This window comes from Vibrio sp. V19_P1S1T109 (assembly GCF_002241375.1).
Lineage (GTDB): Bacteria > Pseudomonadota > Gammaproteobacteria > Enterobacterales > Vibrionaceae > Vibrio > Vibrio anguillarum.
Window position 1 is genome coordinate 1 of record NZ_NDIM01000252.1, and the last position, 12,696, is coordinate 12,696.

The 12,696-nt window shown below is 45.0% G+C and carries 10 protein-coding genes and 2 tRNA genes; all 12 read right to left on the reverse strand.

What is annotated here, in order from left to right:
• Positions 1-197: 197 nt before the first annotated feature.
• Positions 198-1,118, reverse strand: coding sequence for a lipoprotein NlpI (gene nlpI / locus B9J87_RS12610; RefSeq protein WP_176428310.1), 921 nt, complete (start codon positions 1,116-1,118; stop codon positions 198-200).
• Positions 1,119-1,270: 152 nt separating this feature from the next.
• On the reverse strand, positions 1,271-3,397 hold the full coding sequence (gene pnp / locus B9J87_RS12615) for a polyribonucleotide nucleotidyltransferase (protein ID WP_094151055.1): 2,127 nt from the start codon (positions 3,395-3,397) through the stop codon (positions 1,271-1,273).
• A 316-nt stretch (positions 3,398-3,713) separates the two neighbouring features.
• A complete protein-coding gene (rpsO, locus tag B9J87_RS12620) occupies positions 3,714-3,983 on the reverse strand; it encodes a 30S ribosomal protein S15 (protein ID WP_010318921.1) in 270 nt (89 codons plus the stop codon).
• Positions 3,984-4,092: 109 nt separating this feature from the next.
• A complete protein-coding gene (gene truB / locus B9J87_RS12625; protein ID WP_094151057.1) occupies positions 4,093-5,043 on the reverse strand; it encodes a tRNA pseudouridine(55) synthase TruB in 951 nt (316 codons plus the stop codon).
• Positions 5,044-5,460, reverse strand: a complete 417-nt coding sequence (rbfA, locus tag B9J87_RS12630) for a 30S ribosome-binding factor RbfA (RefSeq protein WP_026028089.1) — start codon at positions 5,458-5,460, stop codon at positions 5,044-5,046.
• Positions 5,461-5,565: 105 nt separating this feature from the next.
• Positions 5,566-8,280, reverse strand: coding sequence for a translation initiation factor IF-2 (infB, locus tag B9J87_RS12635; RefSeq protein ID WP_017043248.1), 2,715 nt, complete (start codon positions 8,278-8,280; stop codon positions 5,566-5,568).
• Between the two features lie 24 nt (positions 8,281-8,304).
• Positions 8,305-9,792 (reverse strand): transcription termination factor NusA, encoded by a 1,488-nt coding sequence (gene nusA, locus B9J87_RS12640; RefSeq protein WP_013857618.1) that lies wholly within the window; start codon positions 9,790-9,792, stop codon positions 8,305-8,307.
• 36 nt (positions 9,793-9,828) lie between these two features.
• Positions 9,829-10,284 carry a ribosome maturation factor RimP gene (rimP, locus tag B9J87_RS12645; RefSeq protein WP_013857619.1) on the reverse strand — a complete coding sequence of 152 codons (456 nt, stop codon included), beginning with the start codon at positions 10,282-10,284 and terminating at the stop codon, positions 9,829-9,831.
• A gap of 210 nt (positions 10,285-10,494) precedes the next feature.
• Positions 10,495-10,571: transfer RNA gene (locus B9J87_RS12650), tRNA-Met, on the reverse strand.
• Between the two features lie 54 nt (positions 10,572-10,625).
• Positions 10,626-10,709 (reverse strand) — tRNA-Leu (locus B9J87_RS12655).
• Positions 10,710-10,735: 26 nt separating this feature from the next.
• On the reverse strand, positions 10,736-11,071 hold the full coding sequence (gene secG, locus B9J87_RS12660) for a preprotein translocase subunit SecG (RefSeq protein ID WP_010318534.1): 336 nt from the start codon (positions 11,069-11,071) through the stop codon (positions 10,736-10,738).
• A gap of 263 nt (positions 11,072-11,334) precedes the next feature.
• Positions 11,335-12,675, reverse strand: coding sequence for a phosphoglucosamine mutase (glmM, locus tag B9J87_RS12665; protein ID WP_088720912.1), 1,341 nt, complete (start codon positions 12,673-12,675; stop codon positions 11,335-11,337).
• Positions 12,676-12,696: the final 21 nt, after the last annotated feature.

Here is a 12,696-nt window from a genome sequence, read left to right on the forward strand (position 1 = left end):
GGGATCAGCTTTGCTATACCGACGCCAGATTTTGGCACTAAAACGCTCTAATTTTTCTAAGTTAGCTTCTAGTTTCACTGTTTTTCAAATCAAAATGGTTATCAAGGCTAACTATTTTATGGATCTTTAGATCGTTAAGCAACAAAAAAACCGCTGAAAAAGTCAGCGGCTTTAAGGAAAAGGATATAATAAGGTATTTATTGCTGAGACTCTGGCTGTTCTGCTTTCGCCTTAGCTAAATAGTCGGCTCTTACTTGCTGGAAAATTTTCCCCAATTCAAGATAAGCGTATCGATGCTCAACATATTCGTAGACGTTAAATGACAACGCAAGCTTGTACAAGGCGATCGCGTGCGCGTAATTTCCCTCTTGTTGGTAACGCTTAGCGAGATAAAAATAGACTTCAGTTAAACGCTGTGCTTGTATCGCATTACCGCTGCCTTCTTCTAAGATCATCTTAAAAGCTTGCTCTTCCGATATCTCTTTAAGCGTTAACGCAACCAAGAGCCATCCCCATTGATCATCTCGAACTTGATAGCGATTGAAGAGATCCACACGTGCCTGCAAAGGCTCGCTTTCACTTTGAATAATATATAGCCACAATGCACGGAAGGGATCGCTAGGATCATGTTGATAATGTGCGCGAATCTCTTCTAACGCAAGTTCTGTACGGTCGCCGTAATAAAGTGCGATGGCTCTGTTACGCTCAGCGTAAAAATTGTCAGGTTCAAGTTCTAATGTCGAATCAAATGCCTCATAAGCGGCATCAAACTCTGCAACTTGCGTGTAATACACGCCTAATAAATTAAAGATATCAGGCTGCGCCGGGTTAAGCGCGAGCGACTGCTCAAAATCTAAACGTGCTAAAGTGCGTAGCCCAACACTGTCATAGTTGTTACCACGCTCATAAAACATTTTGGCCCGCACATCATCAGGCAGATCAGTACGTTGTAGCAGTTGCGTCAAACGCGCTATCTGAACTTGTTGCTGTAATGAAGACTGCAATGGCACTGCCATCGGAGGGTATACCCATTGACTTTGATTGTCATTTTGAGTTGACGCGCAGCCCGACATTATCAGTATCAAAGTACTCAATGCGGCCGTTGGAAACCATTTCACAAATAAAACTCCTGTGTACCCCAAAGCCCAAGATAAGTGGGTGTATCGCATTAATCTAGGCATGAAAAAGGGAGCGAATAACGCTCCCTTTATATCATGCTTTATGTTGAAAAGGCGACTAAAGCGCCGTGCCTCTCAAGCTTAAAGTGGCCTTATTCAGCCGTTGGTGCTGCAACAACTTCTTCAGCTGGTTTCTCTACCGCTTCTTTCATGCTTAGACGAACACGGCCTTGGCGGTCGATTTCAAGTACTTTAACTTGAACTTCTTGGCCTTCTTTCAAGTAATCAGACACTTTCTCGATGCGTTGATCCGCGATTTGAGAAATGTGTACCAGACCATCTTTACCAGGAAGAATGTTAACGAACGCGCCAAAATCAGCCAGACGAGCGACCTTACCAGTATAGATAGCGCCGACTTCAACTTCAGCCGTGATCTCTTCAATGCGACGAATCGCTTCTTTAGCTTGAGCGCTATCGGTTGCTGCAATCTTGATTGTGCCGTCATCTTCGATTTCGATGGTTGTGCCCGTCTCTTCAGTTAGAGCCCGGATCACAGCACCACCTTTACCGATCACGTCTTTGATTTTCTCAGAGCTGATCTTCATGGTGTAAATGCGTGGTGCAAATTCAGAAATCTCAGCACGAGCACCAGAGATCGCTTGATCCATCACAGAAAGGATATGCTTACGTGCACCTTGTGCTTGGTTTAGCGCAATTTGCATGATCTCTTTGGTGATACCTTCGATCTTAATGTCCATTTGCAGTGCAGTGATACCTTGGTTAGTACCCGCTACTTTAAAGTCCATGTCACCTAGGTGATCTTCATCACCAAGAATGTCAGAAAGAACAACGAAATCATCGCCTTCTTTAACAAGACCCATTGCAATACCTGCAACTGAAGACTTGATTGGTACACCTGCATCCATCAGAGCAAGAGAAGTACCACATACCGAAGCCATTGAAGATGAACCGTTAGATTCTGTGATTTCTGATACGACACGAACTGTGTATGGGAACTCTTCCACTGAAGGCATAACAGCAGCGATACCACGCTTAGCCAGTTTACCGTGGCCGATTTCACGACGCTTAGGAGAGCCTACAAAACCAGTTTCGCCCACACAGTATGGAGGGAAGTTGTAGTGTAGTAGGAAGTTATCTTTACGCTCACCTGTTAGCTCATCGATGATTTGAGCATCACGCTGAGTACCAAGAGTAGCGGTTACGATTGCCTGAGTTTCACCACGAGTAAATAGTGCAGAACCGTGAGTACGAGGAAGAATACCAGTGCGTACGTCTAGCGCACGAACCATGTCTTTTTCACGACCGTCAATACGTGGGTTGCCAGCAATAATGCTACGACGTACAACCGTCTTCTCTAAATCGTGGAAGATAGTGTGGATTTCTTTCGCATTTGCTTCAGGATCTTCAGCAAGAATTACTTTGTTTACTTCAGCAGAAATTTCATGAATACGGTCGTAACGAGCCATTTTTTCAGTGATTTTGTAAGCTTCAACAAGCTTAGCTTCTGCTAGTTCAGCGATCTTACTGTTAAGTACTGTGTTCTCTTGAGGAGCAACCCAATCCCAAGCTGGAGTGGCAACTTCAGCAGCAAATTCATTGATCGCTTTAATCACAGCTTGTTGTTGGTCGTGGCCGTAAACAACCGCTGCTAGCATTTCTTCTTCAGTTAGGTTATCCGCTTCTGATTCAACCATCAGTACCGCGTTGTCTGTACCTGCAACCACAAGATCAAGACGAGATACAGCAAGCTCGGTCATGCTTGGGTTAAGCACTAATTGACCATCAATGTGACCCACGCGCGCCGCGCCAATAGGACCATTGAATGGAATACCAGAGATAGCAAGTGCTGCTGAAGTACCAATCATAGTTACGATGTCAGGTTGAACGTCTGGGTTTACAGACATCACTGTCGCGATGACTTGAACTTCATTTTTAAATGCATTAGGGAAAAGAGGACGAATTGGGCGGTCAATCAGACGCGCAGTCAAAGTTTCGCCTTCTGATGGACGACCTTCACGCTTGAAGAAGCCACCTGGAATTTTACCCGCTGCGTAAGTACGCTCTTGGTAGTTAACAGTAAGAGGGAAGAAGTCTTGACCTTCTACTGCTTCTTTTTTACCAACAACAGAAACGAATACCGCGGTATCGTTCATAGTGACCATAACAGCCGATGTAGCTTGGCGTGCGATAACGCCGGTTTCTAGAGTGACGGTATGATTACCGTATTGGAATGATTTCACTACTGGTTTATCAAACATTGTTTATCCTTGCTCTAGAGTTGCCTCTAGATTGAATGAAATAACACTCAAGACATTACGAATCGCGACTAGTAAAAATAGGCTCTATATCACGGGAAACAAAGCGTTGGGCTTGCCGCTCCCACTGGTATCTGAACGCTACTTTTAATAGCCGCGACCTGCTGGCCGACTTCGGTGACTGTAATGCTATGAGTATGAAGCGTTAAAGTACATACAACACACTTTAACGGCGGGTAGTATAGCGACTTAGGAGAGATTGTGCCAAATTTAGATAACAAAAAAGGGGCTAAAAGCCCCTTTTCTGAACAAACTGATCTTAGCGACGTAGCTCAAGACGTTTGATTAGGTCTTGGTAACGACCTAAATCTTTACCTTTTAGGTAGTCTAGAAGCTTACGACGGCTTGAAACCATGCGTAGTAGACCACGACGGCTGTGGTGATCGCCTTTGTGAGTTTTGAAGTGACCTTGTAGGTGGTTGATAGAAGCAGTTAGTAGTGCTACTTGTACTTCTGGTGAACCAGTGTCGCCTTCGCCACGTGCGTATTCAGCAACGATTGCCGCTTTAGTTTCTGCATTCAGAGACATAATGCTCTCCTAATAAGAGTAAGTTTAAAGGTGTAGCAGCCAATCTCTGATTCAGCCGCTACGCGAAGCCGGGATTATAGGGAAATCCCCAACGTTAAGCAATAGCTATTTAAAGCGACTCTTCGTCTCTAAAAACGACCAATCGCTTAGGCGCAACACGACCATCTTGGTCAATTTCACCCACACCGATAAAGAGTTTCTCTTCACCCATGGTCATGCGCACTGTGCCATCAAGTGGCACACCCAACACTTGCACTGGTTGGCCATGTTGTACCATGTCTGCCAACTCAGGAATAAGGTTAACTTCCGGCAAATCTTGCACCGCACTGTCCATTGGCATCAATAACGAGTCCAACACATTTTTCGGTGCGACATCATCACGCAGCGCCTGTTGCAGCAATGCATCAAGTTGCTCTAAAGTCACCATCTTCTCATATGGGTACTTCGCGACCGCAGTACGACGCAGCATGGTCACATGTGCGCCACAACCAAGCATTTCACCTAAGTCATCCACGATAGTGCGGATATACGTGCCTTTCGAACAGTGCACATCCATTTCAACTTCATCACCTTCGAAACGAATCAATTCAATATCATAGACAGTGATTTGTCGAGATTCGCGCGGAATATCAATGCCTTCACGAGCGTATTCATATAGAGGACGGCCTTGATATTTCAGTGCAGAAAACATTGACGGAATTTGGTCGGTTTCACCACGAAAACGCTCGATGCACTCTCGCAGGGTATTTAATTGCACATTGACTGGACGTGTTTCCACTACCTCTCCGTCTGAATCAGAGGTATTGGTTCGCTCACCCAGTTTTGCAATGACTCGATAACGCTTATCTGAATCAAGTAAAAACTGAGAAAATTTTGTCGCTTCACCAAGGCAAATAGGCAACATTCCTGTTGCCAAAGGATCGAGCGCGCCAGTGTGTCCGGCTTTTTCTGCAAAATAAATACGTTTTACTTTTTGTAAGGCATCATTCGAGGAGATACCCGTTGGCTTATCCAGTAAAATTACCCCGTTGATTGGGCGACCTTTACGACGACGAGCCATCTATTCATTCCCTTCTTCTGCAGACGCTTCATCTTCACGTCCTGCATCTTTCTGTCTGCGCTTATCATTGCTGACCACTTCAGTCACCAAGTTGGACATGCGCATACCTTCAACCAAAGTATTGTCATAAGTGAAGCGAATTTCTGGTGTCAAACGTAAGCGAATACGTTTGCCAAGCATCATGCGGATATGAACTTCATGCTCTTTTAACGCAGCTAAGCAGCTTTCTGGGGTCTGCTCACCAACGCATAGAAACGTCACAAACACTTTTGCATAAGCAAGGTCACGTGACACTTCGACTTCTGAAATCGTCACCATACCTAAGCGTGAGTCACGGACTTCACGTTGTATGATCATGGCGAGTTCTTTTTGCAGCTGTTGGGATACGCGCTGCGTGCGGCTAAATTCTTTTGACATATCTTTTCTCACATATAGAAAGAATGGGGGGATGGTTCAACCCAGCCCCCCATGGTGTATTCAACAACCGATTACTGTCTATTTCAATACAGCAACGTCAGTCAATTAATCCAGTGTACGTTTAATTTCCACTGTTTCGAAGACTTCGATTTGGTCACCAACGCGAACATCATTGTAGTTCTTAACGCCGATACCACATTCGTAGCCATTCTTCACTTCTTGCACGTCATCTTTAAAGCGACGTAGCGACTCAAGCTCACCTTCGTAGATAACCACGTTATCACGTAGAACACGGATAGGGCTATTACGTTTGATAACGCCTTCAGTCACCATACAACCAGCAACTGCACCTAGTTTAGGTGATTTAAATACTTCACGAACCTGAGCAAGACCAATGATCTCTTGCTTAAACTCTGGTGCTAGCATGCCGCTCATGGCCGCTTTTACTTCATCAATCAATTGATAAATGATTGAGTAGTAACGTAGGTCTAAGTTTTCAGATTCGATAGTACGACGAGCTGATGCATCAGCTCGAACGTTAAAGCCAAGTACGATAGCGTTAGAAGCTGCTGCAAGTACTGCGTCAGTTTCTGTGATACCACCCACACCAGAACCCACGATGTTCACTTTCACTTCATCAGTTGAAAGGTTACGCAGTGAATCAGCAATGGCTTCAACCGAACCTTGAACGTCTGCTTTTAGTACCACGTTCAGTTCAGCCACTTCGCCCGCTGTCATGTTAGAGAACATGTTTTCGAGCTTAGATTTCTGCTGACGTGCAAGCTTCACATCACGGAATTTACCTTGACGATAATTTGCCACTTCACGTGCTTTACGCTCATCACGAACTACTGTTGCTTCATCACCGGCAGCTGGAACACCAGACAAACCTAGAATTTCAACAGGAATTGATGGGCCCGCTTCCGTAACTTCGTTACCAGTTTCGTCGCGCATCGCACGAACACGGCCATATTCTTGACCACACAGTACGATGTCGCCTTTGCGTAGTGTTCCTGATTGAACAAGAACGGTTGCTACAGGGCCACGGCCTTTATCAAGACGAGATTCAACCACCACACCAGACGCCATACCATCTTTAACAGCATGAAGCTCAAGAACTTCAGCTTGAAGTAGGATAGCTTCTAGTAGACCATCAATATTAGTTCCCTGTTTCGCAGAGATGTGAACAAACATGTTCTCACCGCCCCACTCTTCAGGAATGATGTTGTGTTGAGCAAGCTCATTTTTCACGCCATCTGGGTTCGCGCCATCTTTATCGATTTTGTTCACTGCAACGATAAGTGGCACATTCGCCGCTTTCGCATGTTGAATCGCTTCAACCGTTTGTGGCATCACGCCATCATCTGCTGCAACAACCAATACAACGATATCTGTCGCTTGAGCACCACGAGCACGCATTGAAGTAAATGCAGCGTGTCCAGGAGTATCAAGGAAGGTGATCATACCGTTTGGTGTTTCAACGTGGTAAGCACCAATGTGCTGAGTAATACCACCGGCCTCGCCTGATGCAACGTGTGTGCGACGGATGTAATCAAGTGTTGATGTCTTACCGTGGTCAACGTGGCCCATGATAGTCACAACTGGCGCACGAGGCACTGCTTCAAACTTGTTATCACGGTCAGAAAGGATCGCTTCTTCCAGTTCATTCTCTTTGCGGATGAGAACTTTATGACCCATTTCTTCAGCGACTAATTGCGCGGTTTCTTGGTCGATCACTTGGTTGATGGTTGCCATAGCGCCCATCTTCATCATCACTTTGATAACTTCAGTTGCTTTCACTGACATTTTGTTTGCCAGTTCAGAAAGAACAATCGTTTCACCGATCACAACATCTTGCTTAGCGACAACCGCTGTTTTATCAAAACCATGTTGCATCGATGCAGGTTTAGCCATACGACCTTTACGAGCTTTGCCTCGGCGCGTACCGCGCTCTTGCTTATCATCCTGCGATGAGATTTTGCTCTTATTAGCTTTCGTAGATTTACGGCTAGCACCTTCTTCACGGCGATCTGCTTCATCTTCGGCTTCACGTGCATACGTTGAAGTCGTAACATGGTAATCTGTATTTTCTTCCATACTACCCTTTTTCTCTTCTTCAGCAGACCAACGCTCTTTATTCTTCTCAGCCAATTCACGTGCTATTTCTAGCTGGCGCTGACTTTCCTCTTCAGCTTTACGTAATGCTTCGGCTTCTTGACGACGTTTAAGCTCTTCGGCTTCTTTTCGCGCTGCTTCTTGCTTCATTTTATTTTCAGCAGAAAGTTCTGGTTTCACTGCAGAACGTTTTGCTTTCTCATCCGCGTTAGCTGTTGCATTCGTTTGTGCTTCAACCTTCGCTTTCTCTTGTGCCTCACGCTTCGCTTTTTCTTCGGCTTCACGCTTTGCTTTTTCTTCGGCTTCGCGCTCTGCTTTTGCTTGTGCTTCACGCGCTGCTAATTCTTGTGCTTCACGTTGTGCGGCTTCTTCCGCTTCACGTGTTGCTTCATCGTCTACTGCACTGCGCTTAACGTAGGTACGTTTTTTACGCACTTCAACTTGAACATTCTTACTTTTGCCGCCGCCGGCATTGACGCTCAATGTGCTGCGTGTTTTTCGCTGCAACGTCAAACGAGTCGGCTCTGAGTCACCAGTGGTATCACCGTGCTCTTTTCTAAGATGTGACAGTAGCTTATGCTTTTCATCATCAGAAACGTTATCAGAACTCGTTTTGTTCATGCCTGCATCAGCAAGTTGTTCTAACAAGCGGTCAACTGGCGTACCAATTTCTTCACTCAGTGCTTTAACTGTAAGTTGTGTCATGCCGCTCTCTCCCCTTGCTGAGAATTATTCTTCTTCGCTAAACCAACAAATATTGCGCGCTGCCATGATCAATTGACCTGCACGCTCTTCTGTTAGACCTTCAATATTTTCGAGGTCATCAATACCTTGGTCAGCAAGATCTTCTAATGTGACTATGCCTTTCGCTGCGAGTTTAAAGGCCATTTCACGCTCTAAACCTTCTAGTGCGAGCAGATCTTCTGCTGGCTCTAACCCTTCAAAAGACTCTTCTTGTGCTAGCGCAATCGTGGTCAACGCATTCTTCGCGCGAGTACGCAATGCTTCGATGATATCTTCATCTAGGCCGTCAACTTCAAGTAGCTCAGCAACTGGCACATAAGCCACTTCTTCAAGCGTTGAGAAGCCTTCTTCAACCAATAACTCAGCGAAGTCTTGCTCGATATCGAGGTACTTCATGAAGTTTTCAATAGAAGCCATCGATTCTTCTTGATGTTTTTTCTGTAGATCAGCAACCGTCATAACATTCAATTCCCAACCAGTCAGTTGAGAAGCGAGACGTACGTTTTGACCATTACGACCGATTGCTTGCGCTAGGTTATCCGCTTCAACAGCAATATCAATTGAGTGCGTATCTTCATCCATGATGATCGATGCAACATCTGCTGGTGCCATTGCATTGATAACAAATTGAGCTGGGTTATCATCCCAAAGAACGATATCAATGCGCTCACCGCCGAGCTCACTCGATACGGCTTGAACACGTGCTCCACGCATACCGACACACGCGCCCACAGGGTCAATGCGTTTGTCATTGGTTTTGACTGCAATTTTCGCACGCGAACCCGGATCACGAGCCGCGGCTTTCAATTCAATCAGCTCTTCACCGATTTCTGGCACTTCTACACGGAATAGCTCAGCGAGCATTTCTGGTTTTGAACGAGTAATGAAGAGTTGGAATCCGCGCGCTTCAGGGCGTACAGCATATAGCAGACCACGAACTCGGTCACCTGGACGAAAGTTTTCACGCGGTAGCTGGTCATCACGTAAAATAACCGCTTCAGCGTTATTACCTAAATCCAGAATAACCGAATCACGGTTTACTTTCTTAACAACGCCAGTAACCAACTCACCTTCGTTATCAATAAACTGTTCGACGATTTGCGCACGTTCAGCTTCACGCACTTTTTGTACGATAACTTGTTTTGCTGTTTGTGTTGTAATACGGTCAAAGGTCACTGATTCAATTTGATCTTCAATATATTGACCAAGTTCAGCTGTTTCGTCGTCGTATTTAGCTGCATCGTATGAAATTTCTTTTGTTGGATGTTCAACATTTTCAACGATTAACCAACGGCGAAAAGTTTCAAACTCACCCGTTTTACGGTCGATAGCAACACGTACATCGACTTCAATTTCATGTTTCTTCTTTGTTGATGTGGCAAGCGCAGTTTCAAGCGCCTCAAAAATACGCTCACGAGGTACGGCCTTCTCGTTCGAAACCGCCTCAACTACCGCTAAAATTTCTTTACTCATTTAATCTAGCCTCTTAAGCTCTTTTCTCTAGGAGAACTAAAATTTAGGGATCAGGTTAGCTTTAGAAATATTGCTTAGCGCAAATAGTTCTTCTTTCCCATCAACGCTAATTGCAACGGTTTCGCCATCAATAGAATGGATAATTCCTTTCCATTTGCGACGGTTGCCGACACCCATTTTCAAAACGATGCTGACTTCGTGACCAATAAACTGTTCATAATGCGCTGCTTTAAAAAGTGGTCTCTCTAAACCTGGTGAAGAAACTTCTAGGTTGTAAGCCACAGAAATTGGATCTTCAACATCGAGCACAGCACTCACTTGATGGCTCACTTCTGCGCAATCATCAACGTTAATACCGTTTTCATGATCAATATAGATGCGTAATGTTGAGTGCTCTCCGGCACGAATAAATTCTAATCCAACTAACTCATAACCTGATGCCGCTACTGGAGCGTCAAGCATTTCAGTAAGTTGTCTTTCTAAACCAGTCATTTAAACCACTCCAGAAACAAAAAAAGGGCACAGAGCCCAATTTAAATTCCAAGCAACTATCTGAAAATCTCATACTTGAGAAACTCAGATAACAAAAAACCCCGATTAGTCGGGGTTTTTTGTTGCTGGACCCTGATGATTGAGAATCTAAATTCTCAATTGCAGTGAGGTTGACACTGCACAAACTTGCATCCAAAACCCAAAAAGAATTGGTTGCGGGGGCCGGATTTGAACCGACGACCTTCGGGTTATGAGCCCGACGAGCTACCAAGCTGCTCCACCCCGCGTCCGACTTGCGAGCATTATACGCTCTATCAAGTGATTTACAAGTTTGTAAATAATGGTGCCGAGAGAGGGACTCGAACCCTCACACCTAAGGCGCTAGCACCTCATGCTAGTGTGTCTACCAATTTCACCATCTCGGCAATTATTTGTACTTATCTAAGATAAGTTATTGCGGGATTTCGTCACCAGATTTTACTGGAACGTCACTCGCTGTATCCGTAGTTTGCTCAATCACTTGACCTTTAGTTGGGTCAATCCATTGTGATTCAGTTTTATGCGTAGACAAATTGCCCAATGCCAAACTAAGAATGAAGAATACGGTTGCAAAAATTGCAGTCATTCGGGTTAGGAAATTTCCTGAGCCACTAGCACCAAACACAGTGTTTGACGCGCCAGCACCGAAAGAGGCTCCCATATCTGCGCCTTTACCTTGTTGAATTAACACTAGGCCAATGATACCAAGCGCTGCCAACAGGTAAATCACAAGTAGAACTGTAAACATTACTTCCACCTATGTTCCAAATAGTTGAGCCAGCGCCGTTCTTATCAACTGACTTGAACAAGGCTAGCGACCTCCTCAACGAAGGCGGACGCAATACTAACGAATGCATCCCATGCTGACAAGGAGTATTTTATAAAAAAATGGAGTTTATGCTTCAAACGGTTAAAAAAAGGGCAACAACACTCTATGTGTACAGCTAACCATAAGATTTCAAGCCAAATTACGGTCATGAAATCCTAGGTTAACTCATATTATTTGTCTGGTTAGCAATTATCTTTAACCGCTTGCGCTATCTTTAATGCTGAATTTTTTACTAGCTCAGCATCTTCCCCTTCCACCATCACGCGCAATAAAGGTTCAGTACCTGATTTACGCAAGAGCACTCGACCTTGGTTACCAAGTTCCGCTTCTACGGCAGCTACAGCCGCTTTTACCGCTTCGGCTTCTAATGGGTTGGAATCACCACTAAAACGTACGTTTTCTAAAACCTGCGGGTAAAGCGTCATGCCTTTAGCCAGTTCATTGAGCGACATTTCACTGCCCACAACGGAAGCAAGAACTTGCAACGCCGCAACAATCGCATCACCCGTAGTCACTTTGTCTAGCAGTATGATGTGCCCTGAATTTTCTGCGCCAATTTTCCAACCTTTTGCCAGCAATTTTTCCATCACATAACGGTCACCAACCGCCGCTCGCACAAAAGGGATACCTAACTGCTTTAAGCCGTTTTCCATACCAAGGTTTGTCATTAGCGTTCCAACAACACCACCTTTTAATTCTCCACGTCGCAGGGCATCACGGGCGATGATATAGGCAATTTGATCTCCATCCACTTTATTGCCAAGCTCATCAACCATAATTAAGCGATCGCCATCACCATCGAATGCCAGTCCTAAATCTGCTTTTTCTGCCACAACGCGCTGTTGCAACGCGCGGACATCCGTTGCTCCAACTTCATCATTAATATTCAGACCATCTGGCTCAACCCCCATTGCTATCACTTCAGCGCCAAGTTCCTTAAAGACATTAGGCGCGATGTGATAGGTGGCACCATGAGCACAGTCAACGACGATTTTCAGCTTTGATAAATTCCATTGCGATGGAAAGGTACTTTTACAAAACTCGATATACCGCCCTGCAGCGTCGACCATACGTGAAGCCTTACCAAGTTCGGCAGACTCGACACACTCAATCGGTTTATCCAATTCAGCTTCGATCTCCAATTCAATTTCATCAGGTAATTTAGTCCCTTCGGATGAGAAGAATTTGATGCCGTTATCGTAATAAGGGTTATGCGACGCTGAGATAACGATCCCCGCTTCTGCACGAAAGGTTTGAGTCAGGTAAGCAACAGCTGGCGTCGGCATAGGTCCGGTAAAAATCGCCTTTAATCCTGCAGCGGCTAAGCCCGCTTCTAGAGCCGACTCAAGCATATAACCTGAAATACGCGTATCTTTACCAATAATGACTTTTTTCGTGCCTTGTTTTGCCAATACACGTCCAGCCGCCCAGCCAAGTTTTAATACGAAATCGGGAGTGATAGGATACTGTCCAACTTTACCGCGGACACCATCTGTACCAAAGTAACGTCTTTTGTCAGACATGATTTTTCCTTAATTATTATT

Excerpts from the sequence above, each read along its gene's own strand:
- glmM (WP_088720912.1), bottom strand. The coding sequence starts at position 12,675 with ATGTCTGACAAAAGACGTTACTTTGGTACAGATGGTGTCCGCGGTAAA.
- infB (WP_017043248.1), bottom strand. The coding sequence starts at position 8,280 with ATGACACAACTTACAGTTAAAGCACTGAGTGAAGAAATTGGTACGCCA.
- secG (WP_010318534.1), bottom strand. The coding sequence starts at position 11,071 with ATGTTTACAGTTCTACTTGTGATTTACCTGTTGGCAGCGCTTGGTATC.
- rbfA (WP_026028089.1), bottom strand. The coding sequence starts at position 5,460 with ATGTCAAAAGAATTTAGCCGCACGCAGCGCGTATCCCAACAGCTGCAA.
- nusA (WP_013857618.1), bottom strand. The coding sequence starts at position 9,792 with ATGAGTAAAGAAATTTTAGCGGTAGTTGAGGCGGTTTCGAACGAGAAG.
- rimP (WP_013857619.1), bottom strand. The coding sequence starts at position 10,284 with ATGACTGGTTTAGAAAGACAACTTACTGAAATGCTTGACGCTCCAGTA.
- pnp (WP_094151055.1), bottom strand. The coding sequence starts at position 3,397 with ATGTTTGATAAACCAGTAGTGAAATCATTCCAATACGGTAATCATACC.
- rpsO (WP_010318921.1), bottom strand. The coding sequence starts at position 3,983 with ATGTCTCTGAATGCAGAAACTAAAGCGGCAATCGTTGCTGAATACGCA.
- truB (WP_094151057.1), bottom strand. The coding sequence starts at position 5,043 with ATGGCTCGTCGTCGTAAAGGTCGCCCAATCAACGGGGTAATTTTACTG.